Source organism: Bacillus norwichensis (assembly GCF_014836955.1).
Classification (GTDB): domain Bacteria; phylum Bacillota; class Bacilli; order Bacillales; family Bacillaceae_C; genus Siminovitchia; species Siminovitchia norwichensis.
In genome coordinates this window covers 31221-51588 of the sequence record NZ_JACSPV010000030.1, presented here as the reverse complement: position 1 = coordinate 51588, position 20368 = coordinate 31221, and the positions used below count along the sequence as shown (strand labels likewise).

Below are 20368 nucleotides of genomic sequence, written 5' to 3'. Positions count from 1 at the left end.
CAAGCAACATAATTGATAGGCTCAAGATTCAGTCTAGCCAACGATTAGTACTTATTTTGTTGGTGCGAAAGTTGAGTCTTTAATAATAAAAAAATCGCCGCCCGTGGACGGCATCCATTATTCCTCTTTCAACTCCGATATTTCAGCATAGGATCTCTCTTCAAATTTGTTCGGTCCCCGCAAATGAACTGTCGCCGTTTTCCCGTCTTCATTAAGTTGATCAATCCACACAGAGACACCATTGTACTTCACTTCAATATCCGCCGATGAAGATAAAATTTGCTTAGCCCGATTTAGTTCCACTTTTTCATCACTCCCTGCCGTTTTTCTTTTATCATGTAACAGGAAGCGAAAATTATTCTTTAAATAAGAGTAGTTCTTTGGCAATTAATTTATAAGATTGAATCCTGTCATAAATGGAGAAGTATTCGTATGAATCATGATCTCTCCCGCTCTGTACTCCTTCTGTAAATTCATGATTCTTTCCTTCACCTCTTTTGGATTTCCAATGATCATTCTCTTTTCCATCTTTGCAACTAATTCTTGTTCTTGTATGGATAAAGGATACTTTAATGCTTCTTCAATAGAAGGAATACCTTTCTTTCCTTCACCCTTGTCTTTTTGGATCCACCAAATGATTGAAGAACGCGCGATATTCCAAGCTCCCTCCGTTGTTTCTGCACAAATTACAGAAACAGTTATGAGCACTTCTGGGCTGAGCCTTATTTTGCCCGGCTTAAAAGACTCGATATACTTTTGGATAATTGCTTTACCGTCTTTCTCGCTCATAAAATGGCCAAAATTATACCCAGTCCCTTTTTCCGCTGCAAGAAATGCGCTCTTTTCACTTGTACCAAAAATCCAAGGAATCGGAGCCATTGAGGGGACTGGAGATGCTGAAAGCGTGGTATATTCACTCCCAGTAGTAAAATCATCGTTCAAAAATGTTAAGAGTTCATCAACTAACTCTGGAAGCTTCCAAACATTTTGTAGAAAATGGCTGGATAATGCCTCGGTCGCTTCGGCGGACCCGCCAGGTGCACGCCCAATCCCTACATCTATGCGATCAGGAAAGAGTGTAGCTAACATATTACATACTTCCGCCACTTTAAATGGTTTGTAATGGGGCAGCAAAACAGCACCGAATCCAATCTTGATTGTATTCGTTTGACTGCCAATCAAACCAAGCATGACTTCAGGAGCTGAACAAGCAACTCCGGGTAGATCATGGTGTTCTGCAATCCAATATCGGGTATATCCAAGCCGTTCAGCTTCCTTGGCGATTTTCACTGAATCCATTAGGGCTTCCCTTGCCGTTTTATTGGATGCTATGGGTGATTGATCAATAACGCTTAATTTCATTGAATTTGCGCAGCTCCATTCTTTGCAACTTTCCATTTATTGTGTGCCTTAATCTGGCATTTAAAATCAGTTGCCTAGCCAGATCTGATATATTAAACAGAATAATCCAATAAATGAAAATTGGAAAAGACTAACTGATTTTATCATTTTGATACCTTCAAGGCCGTCTAGATAATAGCTTCTCGATCTTTACTATTTTTTTCAGTTTTCCAGTCGTATCCTCACCTGCGGCTCTTGCCTCAAAGCAGAAAAAAGCCGCTGCATGTTTTGCAGCGGCTCCCTCCATTAAAAAGCTTGTTCTACACTCTTAACCATTTCTTTCATGGATTTCAGTCCTCCACCGGAAAGATACCAGTAGTCTGCATCCAAGTAAATGATTTTTCCGTCTTTATATGCGTTTGTCTTTTTCACTAAATCATTTTCGATTGCTTTTTTGGCAGGCTCCGCATTTTCTTCTATTGCTGCATTCCGGTCAATTACGAAAAGGATGTCCGGATTTTTCTCTAAAATATACTCAAACGAAATACCCTGCCCGTGAGTGGAGACTTCAATATTCTCATCAACTTGTTTAAAGCCGGCAACATCGTGAATCAAGCCAAATCTTGACTTCGACCCATAAGCACTCACTTTTCCCTCGTTTGCCAAAACTATTAAGGCTTTTTTATCTAGGGATTCTGCTTTTTCTTTTACAGCAGAAACCTGATTTTCAATATCTTCAAGCTCGGATTTGACTTGGTCTTCTTTACCAAAAATTTCTCCGATAGTATTCATATTATCCTCAAAGGATTCCATGTATTTAGCGTCATCGACTCCCATATATACTGTAGGAGCAATTTCAGCAAATTGATCATATAACTCGGCCTGACGTCCAGAAATGAAGATAACATCCGGCTTCAATTCATGAACAGCTTCAAAGTCTGGTTCCTTCAAGCTTCCTACATTTGTATATTCTTCTCCAGCATATTTTTCAAGGTAGGCTGGAATGGCAGTTTGCGGTACACCCTTTACTTCAACCCCTAATTCATCCAGGGTATCAAGTACACCGAAATCAAAGACAACGACATTCTTCGGGTTTTCTTTAATTTTCGCTTCGCCATATTCATGTTTGATCGTAATTTCTTCCGTTTGTTTTTCCGTACCATTCGAGTCCTTTTCACCGGATTGGCTTTCTTCTTTCGTTCCACAGGCTGTAAATATAAGCGCAGCAATGAAAAGCACTAAAACTAATGTCCACTTCTTCACTTCACAAGAATCTCCTTCGTCTACGAATTAAAATACACACATATTCTGCAATTGTTTAAGTTTTTAATTGGAATGTCCATATCGTATATTTCTTTCAGTGCCGCAGACTGAATAACCTCTTCAGTCGGACCATCTTTCACTACTCTACCGTTTTTCATCGCTACAACCCTGTCAGAATAAACGGAGGCAAAGTTGATGTCATGTAGGACAATCACGACGGTTTTCCCCAGTTCATCTACAAGCCTTCGCAAAATTTTCATAATTTGGACAGAGTGTTTCATGTCCAAGTTATTAAGTGGCTCATCCAGCAGGATATAATCTGTATCCTGGGCAATAACCATTGCAATGAAAGCTCTCTGACGCTGACCGCCTGACAATTCATCCAGATAGGAATCTTGGATATCTATTAATTCCATATATTCAAGAGCCTGTTCGACCATAAGTTTATCATCTTTTGTCAACCGGCCTTTTGAATATGGATATCTCCCGAACGACACCAGCTCCCTGATTGTCAGTTTTACATTCACATAGTTAGATTGCTTTAAAATAGAAACCCTTTTCGAAAGTTCGTTGGATTTCATTTTATTCATATTTGTCTCATCAAGCAGGACTTCCCCTGTATCTGCATCCAATAGTCTGCTGACCATGGATAGAAGGGTCGATTTACCTGCACCATTCGGACCTATAAATGACGTAATTTGACCACTGTGAATTTTAACTGATACGTCTTCAACCACTTTTTTCTTGCCGTAAAATTTAGACAATCCCAAGACTTCAATCATGATGATCGACTCTCCTTAAGCAATAGGTAAAGAAAATAAACGCCGCCAACGAAGTTAATAATAACGCTTAACGTCGTGGAAAAAGTGAACACCCGTTCCACAGCCCACTGTCCTCCGACAAGGGCGATAACACTTAAAAGGATTGCTCCGGTAATGAGAATACTGTGTTTGTATGTCTTGAAAAACTGATAAGCCAGATTGGCGACGATTAGTCCGAAAAAAGTGATCGGGCCAACGAGCGCCGTTGAAACTGAAATAAGGACGGCAGTCAGTATAAGCATCTTTCGTGCTGTTTTATCATAGGGAATCCCAAGATTTATAGCAGCATCACGTCCAAGCGACATTACATCCAGGCTGCTGACAGATCGCCACCCAATCGCAAAGACGCCTAGGATGAACAGAAGTGACAGCCATACAAGATCACTGTTGACATTGTTAAAGCTCGCAAACATGCGGTCTTGTACAATTAAAAATTCATTCGGATCGATCAATACTTGTAAAAAGGTGCTGATGCTTTGAAAAAAAGTACCGACAATTATTCCGATTAAAAGAAGGAAGTATATCGACTGCTGCCCTTTTTTAAATAAAAACCGATACAGGAGTAGCGCAAAGATAATCATCGCCGCGACTGATAGTAGAAAATTCACCTGTTTATTTACAACTGTTATGTGTTCAGAGCCTAAAAAGAAAATAAAAAATGTTTGAATGAGCAAATAGAGAGAATCCAGCCCCATTATACTTGGTGTCAATATCCGATTATGTGTAATTGTTTGAAAAATAACCGTTGCATATGCAATAGCTCCACCTGTTATAATCATCGCAAGCACTTTAATTACCCGCCGGGGCAATGCATAATCGAAGCTTCCATTCAAATCATGAAACAAATAGAGCAGGCAAAGACCCAAAGCAATTAGGAAGAGAATGCCCATCTTTACTGAATTACGCATAGGCCTTCCTCCTAAACAGCAAATATAAGAAAATGGCGCTTCCAATAATTCCCACCATTAAGCTGATAGAAATCTCGTATGGATAAATAAGGACACGCCCCAATATATCACATATGAGCAGGAATATGGCTCCAAGCAAAGCCGTATGCGGTAGTGTTTTCTGGAGATGGTCACCTTTAAAAATCGATACGATATTCGGAATGATCAAGCCGAGAAATGGAATCATGCCCACCGTTAAAACAACTGTCGTTGTAATTAAGGCAACTAGAATCAATCCAATATTAACAATCCGTTTATAGGATAACCCCAGATTTTTTGCAAAGTCCTCTCCCATGCCAGCAACAGTAAACCGATTGGCATAGAAATAGCCGAGTAACAGGACAGGGATACTTATATACAATAGCTCGTATCGCCCTTTCATAATCATGGAAAAGTCCCCTTGCAACCAGGCTGACATATTTTGAATGACATTTGCCCGATATGCAAAAAACGTCGTTACCGATGATAATATATTCCCGAACATAAGACCGACCAACGGAATAAAAATCGCATCCTTAAATTTGATGCGGTCAAGGATTTGCATAAATAAAAGCGACCCTGCAAGCGCAAAGGCAAAGGATACGGCCATTTTTTCCAGCATCGTCGCATTAGCAAACAGCAGCATCGAAACAAGAATTCCTAATCTGGTAGCATCCAGTGTGCCGGCTGTAGTAGGCGAAACAAATTTGTTGCGGCTCAATTGCTGCATGATTAGTCCCGCAATGCTCATGCCTGCTCCTGCCAATACGATCGCCAACAACCTTGGCAGACGGCTGATTAGAAATACCTGTGTTTCCTCAGATTGAAAGTCCAATAAATCAATAGGAGTGATGTTGCTAACCCCTATAAATAAAGATAAAATACATAAAACCAATAATATTGGTATCAAAAGTTTAAGTTTCACGGATCCCCCACCAAACATCCTTATGTAATATAGGCGGCGAATGAAAATCATTATCACTAAGGCTCAAATTAATTATAGCACCTGTTTGAAAAGAGTCAATCAAATGATCGAGAGTTTCCCCAAGCAATCTGTTGAAAAGGTAAGAAAAGAACAAGACTCGCAATCTTAGTCAAGAAATCCCTTTTAGCTACCAAAATGATTTTAATCATATCATGAAGGGCTTCTCTCATTGTAAGCTTTAGATGGTTCTGCGACAGAATTACATTATATTGATTGTGTGATAAAGGCACATTCAGCTTTAGGGTGCTTCTGTACGCTTGATCCATTTGACGACGTCCTGTTGTCAGAAAAGACACGACGGTTTCCTAATGATTTATTTTTATTAGTACTTCCCGTACATTTAATTTGCCTTATTTTTAACAAATAACAAGCATTGAACTTCGTGAGGGGTACTTACAGGACAGCAGGAATTTTCAAAAAACTCACAAGGAACAGCATCTGTTGGTTGGGTCTTTTCTTGTGGGGTTTTCCAAAAAGATAATGCCCGGCAACGCTAAAAAAGGACGAAGCTTTTAGAGCTTTCGTCCTTCTTCAATGGGCCGATCCTGTTATTCATGGCTTCAATCGGTTATATTATCACAACTATCGAGAGGATTAGCTTTGGGGAATGTAGCAAGATCGTTCACCTTCTCTAGGGATTGGATATATTCATCATGCTGTCGTCCCCATCCGCACATTGCGTCTAACACCGAAACGATGCTTTGGCCATGACCAGACAGTCGATACTCAACCCGTGGAGGAACCTCAGGATAAAGGATGCGGTCAATCAACCGAGCTTCTTCCAGTTCCCGAAGCTGCTTGGCCAAGGTGCCCCGGGATACATCCGGAATCAGACGCATGAGCTCTCCGAAACGCCGGGTACCGTCGATCAACAAAATGAACAAAATAAGCGTTTTCCATTTACCACCGATTATTTCTAGGGTAGTGAGCACCCCTTGAAGACGCGGCTCCTTCAAATCCCTGATCATGTTATCACCTCGCTACTATCATACTCTGCCAAGATTATTTTTCCAAGAATGTGGTGGTAAAGCCATCTCAGCAACAAAAGTACGAAATTTCGTACTTAGTCCGATTAAAGTGACGTCTTTGCAGCGGCTTTTTTTGGGCTAATAATAGAAGAATAGCGAAGGAAAACAATCTATTCGCAAGAAAGGTGGTAAAAGAAGATATGTCTATATATTCTCTGAAAAATCAGCGCGTCGTCATCGTCGGCGGCAGTTCGGGCATTGGGCTAGCAACGGCCCGGCAGGCCGTTGAGTTAGGGGCTTCGGTTGTTTTGGCTGGACGTTCTCGCGAGAAGTTGGAACGTGCCATGCGTGAAATCGGACCGGCTCATACTGATATCTTTCCATTAAACAACCGGGATGAAGAGCAGCTGCAAGTTTTTTTTGAACAGGTTGGGAGCTTTGAACATTTGTTCACGCCAGGCGCTTCGTATGTCAGAGGACCAATCACATCCAGCCCTGAAGTAGCGCATAGCTGCTTTGACGCCAAATTCTGGCCACAGTATAACTCCGTGAAATACGCAGTGCCGTTTATCAAGCCAACCGGTTCCATCGTGTTAATGTCAGGAGCGTTTGGCCAGCGACCTCCGGCGGACGGTGCCTCCTATGCTGCATGTAACGGAGCAATCGAGAGTCTTGGCAAAGCCCTAGCAGTTGAGCTTAGCCCAATTCGGGTCAATGCGATCTCTCCGGGAACGATTCGGACATCATTTAACTGGGAAGGGGTCGAGCAGGAAGTGCGGGAGCAATCCTACGAGGAATATGCTCGGGTTAATCTGGCCGGCAGAGTGGGTACATCCGATGAGGCAGCCCATTCCGTCATCTATTTGATGACAAACACGTATACGACGGGCAGCATACTGTTCCCTGATGGTGGGTATATATTACGCTGAAAATAGGTTTTTATTAGAAGAGCTATACCTTTAACCAATAAAATACAAGCGTTAGTTATTTCGGATGTGTTTCGAAGTTTTATTTTTTGGTGAGGATTTAAAAGTGTAAAAACCTTTGCTCCGAAGGCCTTTCAGAGCAGCCTTCAACAAGAGCCAACCATATGGCTAAAAGAGACAGCAGGCTGCTCCTCGATTTATCTTCCACTTTTACTCGTGCTTTTACACCTTCACGTATAGATGTGGAAGACTTTTTCAGAAGGAAGTTAAATTTTCATTCAATAACCGGAGTCGGTAAGCATTCATGGCTGTCTCACCTAAATGATCCAGCAAGTTATAGTTTGCATATGCACCAACAATGGCGCCAAATCCAGGTATCAGTTGGAGCATTTTCACTAAATCAATATAATCTCTATATTCTTGTTGAAATTCGCGCCAATCCATATCTGCCAGCTGACCCTTCTCCTCTTCCCAATTCGCTATAATATTGAATGTTCTCTTACGGGTATCATCACTGGAAAAAGCAAGCAAGAATACATGAAGAATAAACAGCCTCTCAGAGTAATCCTCTGTATCAAAACCATAAATAGCTGCAACCTCAAATAAAAATTTCATCTCAATGGATAAGAGCAATGGGAAATCCGCTAACCCAAGCAATATTCCGCCCGCCCCAGTCCCAGCACCTTCGATGACCGCGGTTTTCCGATAACCATCCAGCTTTCTTTTAACAAGTTCATCCCGTTCAAATAACCTCATGTCTGAAGCCTGATTCTTCCGAGTAAGGAAGTCAGAACCAACAAGCGTTGCTTTCACCATGTTTTTAATACTTTCTGTCATGATTTCATGGAATTTTTCCGGAATGAACCCATTTACCTTCGTTTGCGCCTTTTTTGAAATCCTGTTCATAAGGCTTGAACGTTTGTTTATTTTTCTACTCCATTTTCGAATTTCTTCTATTATATTTTTCTCATATTCGGTCATATCTGACTCATCCTTATATATGATTTATCATGTATACGAATAGTCCCCTAAATAGTTTCACACATTCACTCGCAAGTTGAAAAAAATCTAAATCTAAAACTCTATAAAAATCAGTAACCGCATGGAATCAACGTTTTTACGTTTAATTTCATGCGGTTTAATTTTGTACTAATACTCAAGTGAGGAACTTAGTCCAGTACCTTATTTCAAAAGTCTTAAGCTATTTAAAATAACAAGAATTGTACTACCTTCGTGTCCAATAACCCCTAGAGGCAAATCAATCACCTGGGAGAAATTTGATAAAATCAGCAAAGCAATAATCCCTATTGAAAAGAAAATGTTTTGCTTGATGATTCTATTCATTCTTCTCGATAAACGTATCGCTTCCGGTATGCGCAGTAAATCATTTTTCATTAAGATCATATCTGCTGTTTCAAGTGCGACATCCGTACCGTCTCCAACAGAAATACCAACATTTGACGTGGCTAATGCTGGGGCGTCGTTGATTCCATCACCCACCATCGCAACCGATCCGTATTTTTTCTGCAATTCCTTCAGCTGAGCAACCTTGTTCTCCGGCAAACAGTCTGCTATAAAATCCTGAACATGGCTTTCTAAAGCAATAACCTGCGCTGTTTTTTCATTATCACCCGTAACCATAACCGTGAAAAGCCCTTGTTTTTTCAACTCATCGACAGCCTTCATAGATTCTTGCCTTACCATATCTTTTAATGCAATAACTGCTACTAATTCATCGTCTTTTTGGACATAAACAGTAGTTTTGCCTTCATTGGCTAGAGCTTTCGCACTGTTGACTAAAACCTGATCTGTCTCCCCTGTTTTTATAAAGTCTTCTTTTCCGATTTTCCAGCTTTCATTGTTTATTACTGCCTTTACTCCCCTGCCAACAACATCTTCTACTGATTCCAAATTAATGAATTGGTCGGTTAATTTATTTTGTGCGTACTTAACAATCGCATTTGCAAGAGGATGGTTGGAATGTTTTTCTATAGATGCTACAGTCAGCAGCACCTGATCACTGTTTTCACCTTCACGTGTAATCACATTGGCAACCTCAGGTTTTCCTTTAGTCAGAGTACCCGTTTTATCAAAGGCAATCGCCTTAATATCACTCAATTGCTCCAAGTGTACTCCACCTTTGTATAGAACGCCTTTCCTAGCCCCATTTGAAATTGCAGATAGAGTCGCCGGCATAATGGACGCCACGAGAGCACAGGGAGACGCTACGACCAGCAAAATCATAGCTCTGTAAAACGTTTCGTTCCAGCTCCAGCCAAAAGCAAAGTGTGGTACAAATAACATGAGGAAAACAACAATCAAGACAACCTTGACATATTTACCTTCAAAGCGCTCGATAAAAAGCTGTGAAGGCGATTTTTCACTTTGAGCTGACTGCACGAGTTGGATAATTTTTTGAAATAAAGTGTCTTCATTATGTTTGGTAACTTCAACTGTAATAGAACCATTAATGTTCAGCGTTCCTGCGTAGACTTCATCCTCACCCCCCTTAGAAACGGGCAAAGACTCCCCTGTAATAGCAGCTTCATCTAAACTAGTGTTGCCTCGGGTGATTTGACCGTCTGAAGGAACTCTTTCACCTGGCTTGATCAGAATCAAGTCCCCAACATTCAGCTCTGAAACATGAACTCGTTTTGTTTCACCATTCACCCACAGCCAGGCTTCTTCCGGCTGAATCTCCATTAAAGAAGAGATTTCTCGATGACTTTTATTCATCGTGTATGTCTCCAAGGCTCCGCTCAATGCAAATATAAAGATCAAGATGGCCCCCTCAGTCCAATAACCAATAACAGCTGAGCCAATTGCTGCAAGAATCATCAATAATTCTACATTCAACTTTTTATCTTTAATTGTTTCTTCCAAACCTTCTTTGGCTTTAGAGAAACCTCCGATTCCAAACGCAAGCAGATAGAAAACTACGGATGCGATGTCCATTCCGTTTTTTTCAAGAATCCATCCAAATAAGATAAAAAAACCACTGACAATTGCTGCGATCAGTTCACCATTCGCTTTCACTTTTTCGATAAAATCTATTTTTTGAAAATCATGTTGACTTTCGATTGTTTGAATTTCAAGATTCATACTTCTGCACCTCCTAAAATTGGTAGCTTACAACACCCACTTTATAATAATTATTATATAGATATCATATTAAAAAAGTTCTTCTAAGTCAACACTTAAATGAGAATATTTTATTCTAATTGAGAATGATTATTGGTATTACGCCCAATTAAATTGGAATTATGATATTATTCTCTATTTGTTAATGATAATTATTATCAAATGTTGTATCTCGTGTTTTTAATCATCTCGTTAAATATTCTCAGACAAAAAACAATCAGGGTCTTTTCGTGTCCTTTCTATTTAAATAAGTTATAATCATTTTAAATAAGTGAAAAGGAGCTGAATGAATGCCGAATTACAAAAAAAGTGAAGGAAACACCGCTTTTTTTAAAAAACATGGCGAATTGATTGCTGCTGTAATTAGCGGCATCCTCATAGCAGCCGGATTTTTAATACCATCCTTATCCACGTTCTTTTTTATACCGGCTTTTTTGATCGGGGGATTTTATAAAGCCAAAGAAGGATTGACGGAGCTAGTTCAAAACAAAAAACTGAGTGTGGAAATTTTAATGATTATGGCAGCTGTCGGATCTGTCATCATCGGCTTTTGGGCTGAAGGTGCTATTTTGATCTTTATATTTGCATTGAGCGGAGCCTTGGAGACATATGCCATGAACAAAAGCCAAAAAGAATTATCTTCACTTGTGAAATTACAGCCAGATATGGCCGTATTAGTGACCGATGACGGAGAGAAGATTGTACCCGTAGCAGATTTGAAGATTGGCGATATAATATCCGTGCGACCCGGGGAGAGGATACCTGTTGATGGAATGATTGAAGAAGGGCATTCATCTGTTGATGAAGCGGCCATTTCAGGTGAGTCGGTTCCAATAGGAAAACGACAAGGAGATAAGGTTTTTGCGGGAACTGTAAATATAAATGGAGTTCTGACTGTTACAGTTTTAAAGGAACAAAAAGATACGCTCTTCCAAAGGATCATCGAACTAGTTGAAGCGGCAAAAAATGAAAAGTCCCCCACTCAGCAGTTCATTGAAAGGTTTGAAGGGACCTACGTGAGAATTGTTTTAATTGTTTTTGTCCTAATGCTATTTCTTCCCCATTACATATTTGGCTGGGATTGGAGAGAGACACTATACCGTGCCTTGGTCCTACTCGTTGTAGCTTCCCCTTGTGCGTTAGTCGCTTCCATTATGCCTGCCACCTTGTCTGCCATTGCCTCATCGGCAAAAAAAGGCATATTGGTTAAAGGCGGGAACCACCTGGAGATGTTAGCAGGATTAAAAGCGATTGCTTTTGACAAGACGGGTACGCTTACCAAAGGGAAACATGAAGTCGCTGATGTCATCGTCAGGGAAGATATGGATGAGGCACACTTCTTACAAGCAGCAGCCTCCATCGAACGGCTGTCAACCCATCCGCTTGCATCTGCGATTGTCCGTTACTCTGAAGATAAAAATATCACACTACTTCCCGTGGATAATCTTGATGATTTCCCTGGACAAGGCGTAGCGGCTTTTGTTAACGGAAAAGAATGGAAACTTGGGAAAGCTTCATTCGTTTCAGGAAATCCTGATCCTTTTTTTTCTAAAAAAGCTGCTCAGTTTGAAAAAGAAGGTAAATCCATTATTTTTGCAGGTTACGATAATCAATTGGCTGGCATCATCACTTTCAAAGATGTTATCAGAGATGAAGCGAAAGAAACTGTAAAAAAAATAAAGGAGCTTGGCCTTCATACCATCATGATTACCGGGGATGGTGCAGGTGCTGCGAGTGCCATTGCCAAAGAGGCTGAGTTGGATTTCTTCCTGGCAAATACACTACCTGAAGAAAAGCTGGTTGAAATCAAGAAATTAAGAGATGCTTATGGTCCTGTCGCAATGACGGGAGATGGCATCAATGATGCTCCAGCTCTTGCCACTGCTGATATCGGTATTGCAATGGGCGGTGGAACAGACATTGCGCTTGAAACGGCAGATGTTGTGTTAATGAAAAATGATTTAAAACGAATCCCTGAAGCAATTGCGCGCTCCCAAAAGATGAACCGGATCATTAAGCAGAACATCACCCTTTCGATTGCTGTGATCTTAGTTTTGGTTGCTTCAAATTTTCTTCAGATTGTCAATCTGCCTCTAGGTGTGATTGGACACGAAGGAAGTACATTAATCGTTATTTTGAATGGACTGCGTATGTTGAAAGACTAAAAGCCTGTGCTCAATCGCAAAAGCGGTATGGGAACAGGTAGGTTTTTTATCAAAGATGAGCTGCACCTCACTAGTTGGAGGTACAGCTCATAAAACTGACAATTTCGATTGGAGCTCAAATATTTAAAAGCAACCTAGCTACAGAGAAATAAATAATTAACCCTGTTCCATCAACTAATGTTGCGATAAATGGCCCGGATACGACAGCTGGATCAACTTTTAGTTTGTGTAAAATCAAAGGCATGGCAGCTGCGACAAATGAAGCCCATATTACGATACAAATTGCTGTAATTGCCACAACGGATCCTATATCAAAACCAACTCCCAGAATATTTGCCCGGATAAAGGCCACCACTCCCATCACTGCTCCAAGCAGCAGACCCGTCGATACCTCTTTGCGCATTACTTTAAACATATCCTTAAACTCCACTTCTCCCATAGCCATTGCGCGAACCAAAGTAGTTACAGTTTGCGTACCAGAGTTTCCCCCAGTCCCTATTAACAATGGAATAAAGAAAGCTAAAGCAATGACTTGGTCAAGAGTATCCTCATAATGCCTTAAAACATTGCCCGTGTATGCTTCTGCAACAAACAGAATTAACAGCCACATGATGCGCTTTCGAAATAAGTCCCAAATGGAGTTTTTAAAATATGACTCCTCTAGAGGCTGACTTCCTCCTAATTTCTGAATGTCCTCCGTTGCTTCTTCATGTATGACGTCAATCAAATCATCAACCGTAATAATGCCAATCATTCTTTGGCTGCTGTTAACTACAGGGATAGCAACAAAATCATACTTTGCCAACGTATCGGCCACTTCTTCCTGATGTTCATCAACCAACGCAGTAATCACATCTGCTTTTGCAATATCTTCTAACTTTTGATTAGGCTTTGCCAAGATTATTTCTTTAAGTGACACAACACCTGTCAGTTTTCCATGCGTATCAATGACATAAATATAAGAAACGATTTCTGCTTCCTGTCCGACTTTTCTAATATGATTTAATGTATATTCAATTGTCCAATGTTTTCGCGCCCCAATATAATCAACGGTTGCCAGGCTACCAGCAGTATTATTTTCATAGGTCATTAAGGTTTTAATTTTTTTCCGGTACTCTTTCGGCAAAAATTCCATTAATCTCCTAGCTTGATGTGGATGAATGGCTAATAATAAGTCCACCGCCCTATCACTCGACATGTCGTTAAGCAACTTGATCGCAAGATTTTCCCCTATATGATCCAATATTCGATACTGTAATTCCGGCTCCAGATACTCTATTATCTCTGCTGCCACAGGTCGAGGAACTTTTGTAAAAAATAAAATTTGTTCTACGTCTGCCAGACCAGTTACCATTTTGGCCAAATCATACGGCTGGTATTTATCTATAAATTCATCCATATTGATTTTATTGTTTTCTGTAATGATGTCACTTAATGTTTTAATCACTGTAATACCTCCTTATTCATCAACTATCGATTTCGAAGGTAGCACCTTTTTGAAAATAGTGTGGAAATGGTGTCATAAAAATATTAGAACCAATTCTCCACCGTCACGCGATATGGATTTCGTGCGAACTCTTCAGTTTCATATGGTGGACCTCCTGATTAAGTCCACTTTCACTTCGATGAAGGAAAGTGAACTCTCTCCTTTGCTTTATTCTTATCTTTCTCCTCGACGATTCCGATTCAGAAGAACTGTCCATTCCCATCACCTCCATAAGACACAAAAAACACCCTCAACGAAAGAGGGTGTTTTAAACACACGCAAATAGTCCATGCCTGAATAAGCCTCTATTCGTTGAGCTTTAGCACTATATGGCATAGGATGAATATTTCATCCAGCTACATTAAAAACCACCTTATGTCGATGGTTTCTGTTGACCCATTGGTGTCTTTCGACGTTTCTGGGCAGCAGCGTGTCTCCATATAGGAGCCTCACCTAACGAGGTTTGTTTAATTGTTTTTTAACACAAATTCCATATTAGCATGAAAAAATATATTGTCAACACTTGTAAATTAATTGACATTATAGCAACATTTCCGCATAGACTCACTTGTGAAATGCTGATTACTCAGCTGCAACTTTATCATTATTGGAACTTGTTAAAAATTCTTTTAACGCTTGTTTATTTTTATCAAAATCAATACTAAGAACAGCACCGACATCTGCCTGCTCATTCACATAGGAATCCTGGACTGGTATTCTTATTGTCTCCATTTGTTTGGACTTTCCTGCAATTAAGCCTTTGCCAATCGATAGAATGGTATTATTATCAACATTTGTATCAATATATGGATCTGCAAGCCCTAGCATCTTAGGTAAATTTACTAAACTATGAATGCTGACTGCTTCGTCTTTCAATTTGGACATCACTTCCTGCTGGCGGTCCACTCGCCCAAAATCACTCAATCGATCATGGCGAAAACGGACGTAGCCCAAGAGCTCGTCTCCATGCAAAATATGTGTACCCGGTTCTAAGGTCATTCCAATCCCATATGACATTTCATATGGAATATCAACTTCTATACCGTTTGGAACAAGAACATCCACGATTTTCGAGAATCCATCAAAACCAACAACCGCATAATAATGGATATCAATATCAAAATTATGCTTAATTGTTTGCCTCAATAATTCCGGCCCGCCAAAAGCGAATGCCGCATTTATTTTTTGCATTCCGTGGTCGGGAATATCTACATAGGTATCTCGCATGATCGAAGCAAGCTTGATATCATGACTATTCTGATCATAATGGGCGATCATAAGAGTGTCGGAATTTCCACGATCCTCTCCCCTTGAGTCACTGCCGACGATAAGAATATTGATTTCTCCATATTGCGGTTCCGGTCCATTAAAAGGATCAAAGGTTGTACCATCATCCTTATAAGGGCCATCCTTCGCTTCAGATATTCCTTTATAATATTGCCATATACTATATACTCCTACCGCTAAAACTAGTACGAAGACCATTATAAAGATATTTCTTATCCACTTGAGCTTAGATGTTTTTCTCTTTCTGGCTCTCATAGAAAAAGCCACCCCTTCTTTCCAGGTTTATTAAGTTATTTTGCAAGGGAGTTCAATGTGATTTGCACCGCAATGGCATCATCAATATAGCCAATAGGAAATATATAATCCGGGATTGCATCCACAGGGATAATAAAGTATAAAAGGACACTTCCAATGATGGCTAACTCATAAGCCGTTCCTTTTCTTTGCAGAAACCTCTTATATAAATCCTTTAGATGATTAATAAAAGGACCTATGCTCCCCACTTTTTGAAGTTTGTTTTCAAAGTCATTAAGAATGGTTTCTTTTCCTTCCTCAGTCTGTGAATAATGACTATAATCCGTTAATTTCTGGTCAACTTCGTCAATGCTGAAATCTTTATCATATAAATTAGAGGATTCAAGATAATTTTGGATCACTTCAACAGATGTATGGATATCCGAGGGGCTGTTTTCCTGCTTATTTTCAATCTGGTAACCCGCGGCCTCGAACAATTCCGACAAAGGTACTTGAAGGCATGCTGAAAATTTTTTTAAATGCTGGGGGTTAGCTTCCCGCTTCCCGTTGATAATCCGGGAAATTGTAGCTGTATCAATCTGTGTCATTTCACTAAATTTCCTCATGGATAAAGAACGTTCATCTAATAACCGCCTTAACAACGAACCAAGTATATTATGTTTCTCTTCTTTAGACATATTTGATATTCCTTTCTAACTATTTATCAAAATAGCATTATGAAAAACTAAAAAGGCGCTATTACAATTTACGATAAACCAACGTTGATTTTTTGTCAACAAAAATCAACGTTGGTCATTTTCATTAGTATCTTTTTACGAAAATTCAAAGATATAATTAGATTCTCAATAGATTTGTAGAAATTTCTTGCTCCTATCGTTGGCATATTTGGCCCAAAATATATCGAGCTCCTCCCTATACATTTCCTCTGAAAACCTGTGGCATCTGTCCGAGGCTTTAACTTTATTCACTCAGGGTTTTAACCTCTCCTGAATGAAGTTAAAAGAATGCAGTAACAGCAATCACTAAGATAATTGCCCCGCTTATGACCGTTCCAAATTGTCCGACTGTAAATGAACCAATCCGAACGTTTGCCAGCCTCGCTCCTAATTTTACTCCGGCCCAAACGCTGATAAAGCTTCCTATCGCTGCGGTTATAGAAATGGCTAAAGGTGAAAGACCGAGTAAACCTGCACCGAGCCCGTTGGTAAGCGCATTTGCAGATAAAGCAACGCCTAAGATAACCGATTCTCCCCAGCTGATTTCTCCGGACTGATCTGTGTCAGCCGACTCTGGGTTCTTTAGTAATCCTTTTAACGATTTTGATTGTTCTTTATGCTTCTCCATTCCTTTTGAAGGAACTCTTTTTCTAGGAGCAGCCAATAAAATAATTCTAATTCCGATAACGAACAGCAAGAATGAGCCCAAAATAATAGGGAGCATTCCAGGAAGGATATTTGAAAGCCACAGTCCGAAAGAAATTCCTGCCATACTAAAAAGAAAGCATATGACAGCAATCATAAAATTTGGTCCCATTCGAATGTTTATTTTTCGAATACCATAAGAAATCCCTACACCTAAATTATCAATACTTGACGATACAGCAAAAGCTGTAATAATTAGCCACATTGTCCATGTTGTCATTTAAGCAACAACCCCTTTTGTTTTCGGTTATTTTATTACTAAAATACAATACATGTGCTTTTCCAATATTGAAATAATGTCAACGATAAAAAGAAGTGCATTTTCATCATGCACTTCTTTCGAGGTTATTCTGCCATTGGCTTTAATATTTCATACACATACGGATTCTCAGGCTGCTCCACCTTTTCTACATGGCTTATTTGCAAATATGGAAGTTCGCTGTCTTGGAAATGAGTTGTTGATAAAGTGCCTGTAACTTTCACCCATTCATCCTCTTTTACATTTTGGGCGTTCTCCATCGTCGAAAAAATGCCGTACACTACAGCGTCAGCAACGCAACACGAAATTCCAAACCTTGCTATGACTAATTGATTCTCTTTAAACTCAGGTTCTTTATATACAAACCCCGTGACTTCCACTTCCTTACCTACAAACAAATGCTGCTGATCATAAAAAATATCCAAGATTGCAACATATCGATCGTCATCTACAAATATTTTTTCACTGTTTAGAAGCTCCGACTTCAATTTTTCCTCATCATCTGTTGTCATGATTTGTCCATAAGTAAAATCATCTTTTTCCTCTCCCTCAATTGTACTGTTGAACTCTTCTTCTATTTTCTTATCAAGATTTTTCATGTAAGCATCTGGATCCTCCAAATACTGTTCTGCAAGTGAGGTATCAGGACGGTCATAATCAGACTTTCGTGGCTCCGAATATTCCCCGGAACCATACTTAACTCCTCTTTTGGCAACAACGGAACTGTCCAAAACATTATTCGGAAACAACATTCCAGAAATAACTGGTAAAATAAATAATGCATATATAAAAATTGACTGAAAAAATGATCCGTTTTGATTGTGGTCAAAACCACAATTGCAATATAGATCTTCGATGTTATCCGAACCGCTTCTCCAAACTTGCATAACTCCCAATATGAATAAAACAGCTATTGAGAAATATGAAAATGGAACCATTTTAGGCGCAATGAAATGCCGGATATCTCCTGTCATGATCAGTTTAAAAATCAAGAGGAAAAAACCGATTAAAATGATTCCCCTCAGCATGGCATGGAAACTATAATCATGTGCTCTATTCATACGTGCACCTCACAAAAACAAGTATTGATAGCCTAATATAATCACATAAACTGTTACTGTCACAATGACAATAAAAATAATGACAAATTTAGATCGAAAAAAAGCAAACAGCATAAACGTATTTTTTAAATCAAGTATAGGACCATATACTAAAAAGGCCAGTAGCGACCCTGCAGAAAATGTATGTGCAAACGAAGATGCAACAAAAGCATCCGCTTCTGAACAAAGAGATAATATGTAGGCAAAGCCCATCATAATTAATGGAGACGTTGATTCACTGCCACCTAAACTGATTAATACATTTCTATCAAACATTGATTGAAACAAGCTGGCAATAACCGCACCAATAATTAAATATTTTCCCATATCAAAAAGCTCATCGCTTGCATGGTAAAAGGTTGACTTCAGTTTGTTTGAGTTTTTCGTTGTCACCTCCGGCTGATAAATCAGTTCAGTAGTATTCCACTTTAATTGATCACTATTCCGAAAAATGACGTACGTCATGCCGCCAATAATGATTGCTAGCAGGAATGATAAGCCCATCCTGGCATAAGCAATACTTGGAGTTGTCTGAAATGCATAATAAGTAGATGCAAACACAATTGGGTTTAATATGGGGGCTCCGACAATAAATATTACTCCTAGATGCAAAGGCATTCCTTTTTTGATTAACCTTCTCACAACTGGAATGATCGCACATTCACAAACAGGAAAAATCGCACTTACGATTGCTGCTGGAACAATGGCTACAATCGGATTTTTTGGGATAAACCGTTGCACAGTCTCTTCCGCTACATAGGTTTGAATCAATGCCGATACAAAAACACCTAGTAATACGAATGGCAAAGCTTCCAATATGATACTTAAAAAAATGGTATTTACATTTAACAATCCCATGGGAATGAAATCTTGAACTTGCGTGTAATCTGCAAACAAAAACAAATAAAGTAATATCCCCATTAGCAGTAGGCTGATCCCTTGCTTCAACCAAATCATTCCATGACTCATATTTGTTACTCCATTCTAATTAGATTCATACCAAAAATACTAGTGACAGAATTGTTTCCATTCATTGTTAATTTGTTCAACATCTATACCAACTCCAATAAGAATGATCACCGGTTTTCGATCAGTTAAGTCAGGTACTGGAACAAGTACAGTTTTCCCCGAGGCATACTGAAAACTGTAAAGTCGATCAGATCCTTTTACGTTAACAAAGCCTTTTCCCCGCAACACATTGGAAGGCAGCTGTCTAAGCCACTTTGCAAATAATTTTTGTTTAATTGGAGGCAGTTCTTCAAGCTTGATGGCCTGAACAGTGGAATGATGATGGTGCTCGGCTTCCGAATTTTCTTTCCCAATCAAGTAGGATTGAATTCGTTTTTCAAACAGTTGATCCATAGGCACTTCCCCATATCGACTTTCCACTAACTCTTTTTTATCTCCGGTAATCTTCCTAATCTTTTGTTTTACTTTCTGAATATGTCCATCAGGTATTAGATCCGTCTTGTTTAATATCAAAAGACTTCCGCATACCATTTGTTCTCTTAAAAGATTTCGGACTTCAGCTGAACTCGAAAAAACACTTTGATAATCTAAATAATTGTTGGCATCTAAAACAGTAATAACAGACATTAATTCAAACTGATCAATATAGGGGTTACTCAAAAGTACTTCTTGTATTTCCAACGGATTGGCAACACCCGTCCCTTCAATAAATAAAATATCCAATGGCTGATTTTCCACTAACAAAATCAACTCATCCATTGTTTCTTTTAAATCATCTTGAATAGTGCAGCAAATACAACCATTGAGAAGCTCAAACACCCTCTTACCTTTGAACAAATGACTTTCTACATTGCTATCTCCTAACTCATTTAAGATAATACCTGGCTGAAGTCCCAGTTCCTTACAATGCTCAAGCATATGTAACAAAACAGTCGTTTTACCGCTTCCAAGAAACCCGCTTAATACATATACCGGAATCCGGTGATTATTATTCATTTTTGTCTCTCCTTCTTTTCTTATTTTTGTACTATATTGAAGTCTCCATAGACATTTGG

At 39.4% G+C, this 20368-nt stretch carries 16 protein-coding genes, 2 pseudogenes and 1 riboswitch; of the genes and pseudogenes, 2 read left to right on the top strand and 16 right to left on the bottom strand.

Translation table 11 applies throughout. The features are described from left to right. Positions 1-117: 117 nt before the first annotated feature. From H9631_RS15385 to H9631_RS15355, 7 genes and pseudogenes are all read right to left on the bottom strand, one after another. Positions 118-303, bottom strand: coding sequence for a small, acid-soluble spore protein, H family (locus H9631_RS15385; RefSeq protein WP_191814315.1), 186 nt, complete (start codon positions 301-303; stop codon positions 118-120). Positions 304-355: 52 nt separating this feature from the next. Beyond that, positions 356-1362: pseudogene (locus tag H9631_RS15380) on the bottom strand (LLM class flavin-dependent oxidoreductase). Between the two features lie 285 nt (positions 1363-1647). Beyond that, positions 1648-2604 carry a siderophore ABC transporter substrate-binding protein gene (locus H9631_RS15375; RefSeq protein ID WP_191814313.1) on the bottom strand — a complete coding sequence of 319 codons (957 nt, stop codon included), beginning with the start codon at positions 2602-2604 and terminating at the stop codon, positions 1648-1650. A gap of 20 nt (positions 2605-2624) precedes the next feature. After that, positions 2625-3386 (bottom strand): iron ABC transporter ATP-binding protein, encoded by a 762-nt coding sequence (locus H9631_RS15370; RefSeq protein ID WP_191814311.1) that lies wholly within the window; start codon positions 3384-3386, stop codon positions 2625-2627. Next, a complete protein-coding gene (locus H9631_RS15365; protein WP_191814309.1) occupies positions 3383-4333 on the bottom strand; it encodes an iron chelate uptake ABC transporter family permease subunit in 951 nt (316 codons plus the stop codon). The genes H9631_RS15370 and H9631_RS15365 overlap by 4 nt, the downstream gene beginning before the upstream one ends. Beyond that, a complete protein-coding gene (locus tag H9631_RS15360) occupies positions 4326-5294 on the bottom strand; it encodes an ABC transporter permease (RefSeq protein ID WP_225221080.1) in 969 nt (322 codons plus the stop codon). The genes H9631_RS15365 and H9631_RS15360 overlap by 8 nt, the downstream gene beginning before the upstream one ends. Before the next feature lie 677 nt (positions 5295-5971). Beyond that, positions 5972-6304 (bottom strand): annotated as a pseudogene (locus tag H9631_RS15355) (winged helix-turn-helix transcriptional regulator); the annotation flags it as partial. 200 nt (positions 6305-6504) lie between these two features. Between H9631_RS15355 and H9631_RS15350 the strand changes: the two are divergent. After that, the gene (locus H9631_RS15350) at positions 6505-7233 is read left to right on the top strand and encodes an SDR family oxidoreductase (protein WP_191814303.1); all 729 of its coding nucleotides are present in this window, start codon (positions 6505-6507) and stop codon (positions 7231-7233) included. Positions 7234-7485: 252 nt separating this feature from the next. Here the strand turns inward: H9631_RS15350 and H9631_RS15345 are convergent, their stop codons facing one another. Both H9631_RS15345 and H9631_RS15340 read right to left on the bottom strand, forming a co-directional pair. Further along, positions 7486-8211 carry an EcsC family protein gene (locus H9631_RS15345; RefSeq protein ID WP_191814301.1) on the bottom strand — a complete coding sequence of 242 codons (726 nt, stop codon included), beginning with the start codon at positions 8209-8211 and terminating at the stop codon, positions 7486-7488. A 201-nt stretch (positions 8212-8412) separates the two neighbouring features. Next, positions 8413-10332: a heavy metal translocating P-type ATPase gene (locus tag H9631_RS15340; protein ID WP_191814299.1), complete on the bottom strand. Its 1920-nt coding sequence runs from the start codon at positions 10330-10332 to the stop codon at positions 8413-8415. A gap of 329 nt (positions 10333-10661) precedes the next feature. On the opposite strand from H9631_RS15340, the gene H9631_RS15335 reads away from it, so the two are divergent. Beyond that, positions 10662-12536 carry a heavy metal translocating P-type ATPase gene (locus H9631_RS15335; protein ID WP_191814297.1) on the top strand — a complete coding sequence of 625 codons (1875 nt, stop codon included), beginning with the start codon at positions 10662-10664 and terminating at the stop codon, positions 12534-12536. Positions 12537-12651: 115 nt separating this feature from the next. On the opposite strand, the gene mgtE is transcribed toward H9631_RS15335, so the two are convergent. The 7 genes from mgtE to H9631_RS15300 all read right to left on the bottom strand — a co-directional run bounded on the left by mgtE (position 12652) and on the right by H9631_RS15300 (position 20309). Continuing rightward, positions 12652-13983, bottom strand: coding sequence for a magnesium transporter (gene mgtE / locus H9631_RS15330; RefSeq protein WP_404801749.1), 1332 nt, complete (start codon positions 13981-13983; stop codon positions 12652-12654). A 335-nt stretch (positions 13984-14318) separates the two neighbouring features. Further along, positions 14319-14490, bottom strand: a riboswitch (M-box (ykoK) riboswitch). 114 nt (positions 14491-14604) lie between these two features. After that, on the bottom strand, positions 14605-15564 hold the full coding sequence (locus tag H9631_RS15325; RefSeq protein WP_191814295.1) for an LCP family protein: 960 nt from the start codon (positions 15562-15564) through the stop codon (positions 14605-14607). Between the two features lie 35 nt (positions 15565-15599). Beyond that, positions 15600-16241: a helix-turn-helix domain-containing protein gene (locus tag H9631_RS15320; protein ID WP_191814293.1), complete on the bottom strand. Its 642-nt coding sequence runs from the start codon at positions 16239-16241 to the stop codon at positions 15600-15602. A 319-nt stretch (positions 16242-16560) separates the two neighbouring features. After that, positions 16561-17205: a sporulation membrane protein YtaF gene (gene ytaF / locus H9631_RS15315; protein ID WP_191814291.1), complete on the bottom strand. Its 645-nt coding sequence runs from the start codon at positions 17203-17205 to the stop codon at positions 16561-16563. Between the two features lie 125 nt (positions 17206-17330). Next, positions 17331-18305: a TIGR03943 family putative permease subunit gene (locus H9631_RS15310; RefSeq protein ID WP_191814289.1), complete on the bottom strand. Its 975-nt coding sequence runs from the start codon at positions 18303-18305 to the stop codon at positions 17331-17333. A 9-nt stretch (positions 18306-18314) separates the two neighbouring features. Beyond that, positions 18315-19313 (bottom strand): permease, encoded by a 999-nt coding sequence (locus H9631_RS15305; protein WP_225221077.1) that lies wholly within the window; start codon positions 19311-19313, stop codon positions 18315-18317. 39 nt (positions 19314-19352) lie between these two features. After that, entirely contained in the window at positions 19353-20309 is a 957-nt protein-coding gene (locus tag H9631_RS15300) for a CobW family GTP-binding protein (RefSeq protein ID WP_191814287.1), read from the bottom strand. Positions 20310-20368 lie beyond the last annotated feature (59 nt).

What these genes read in the sequence shown, in the direction of transcription:
- H9631_RS15370 (WP_191814311.1), bottom strand. Translation starts at nt 3,386, where the DNA reads ATGATTGAAGTCTTGGGATTGTCTAAATTTTACGGCAAGAAAAAAGTG.
- H9631_RS15365 (WP_191814309.1), bottom strand. Translation starts at nt 4,333, where the DNA reads ATGCGTAATTCAGTAAAGATGGGCATTCTCTTCCTAATTGCTTTGGGT.
- H9631_RS15360 (WP_225221080.1), bottom strand. Translation starts at nt 5,294, where the DNA reads ATGTTTGGTGGGGGATCCGTGAAACTTAAACTTTTGATACCAATATTA.
- H9631_RS15350 (WP_191814303.1), top strand. Translation starts at nt 6,505, where the DNA reads ATGTCTATATATTCTCTGAAAAATCAGCGCGTCGTCATCGTCGGCGGC.
- H9631_RS15345 (WP_191814301.1), bottom strand. Translation starts at nt 8,211, where the DNA reads ATGACCGAATATGAGAAAAATATAATAGAAGAAATTCGAAAATGGAGT.
- H9631_RS15340 (WP_191814299.1), bottom strand. Translation starts at nt 10,332, where the DNA reads ATGAATCTTGAAATTCAAACAATCGAAAGTCAACATGATTTTCAAAAA.
- H9631_RS15335 (WP_191814297.1), top strand. Translation starts at nt 10,662, where the DNA reads ATGCCGAATTACAAAAAAAGTGAAGGAAACACCGCTTTTTTTAAAAAA.
- H9631_RS15325 (WP_191814295.1), bottom strand. Translation starts at nt 15,564, where the DNA reads ATGAGAGCCAGAAAGAGAAAAACATCTAAGCTCAAGTGGATAAGAAAT.
- H9631_RS15320 (WP_191814293.1), bottom strand. Translation starts at nt 16,241, where the DNA reads ATGTCTAAAGAAGAGAAACATAATATACTTGGTTCGTTGTTAAGGCGG.
- ytaF (WP_191814291.1), bottom strand. Translation starts at nt 17,205, where the DNA reads ATGACAACATGGACAATGTGGCTAATTATTACAGCTTTTGCTGTATCG.
- H9631_RS15310 (WP_191814289.1), bottom strand. Translation starts at nt 18,305, where the DNA reads ATGAATAGAGCACATGATTATAGTTTCCATGCCATGCTGAGGGGAATC.
- H9631_RS15305 (WP_225221077.1), bottom strand. Translation starts at nt 19,313, where the DNA reads ATGAGTCATGGAATGATTTGGTTGAAGCAAGGGATCAGCCTACTGCTA.
- H9631_RS15300 (WP_191814287.1), bottom strand. Translation starts at nt 20,309, where the DNA reads ATGAATAATAATCACCGGATTCCGGTATATGTATTAAGCGGGTTTCTT.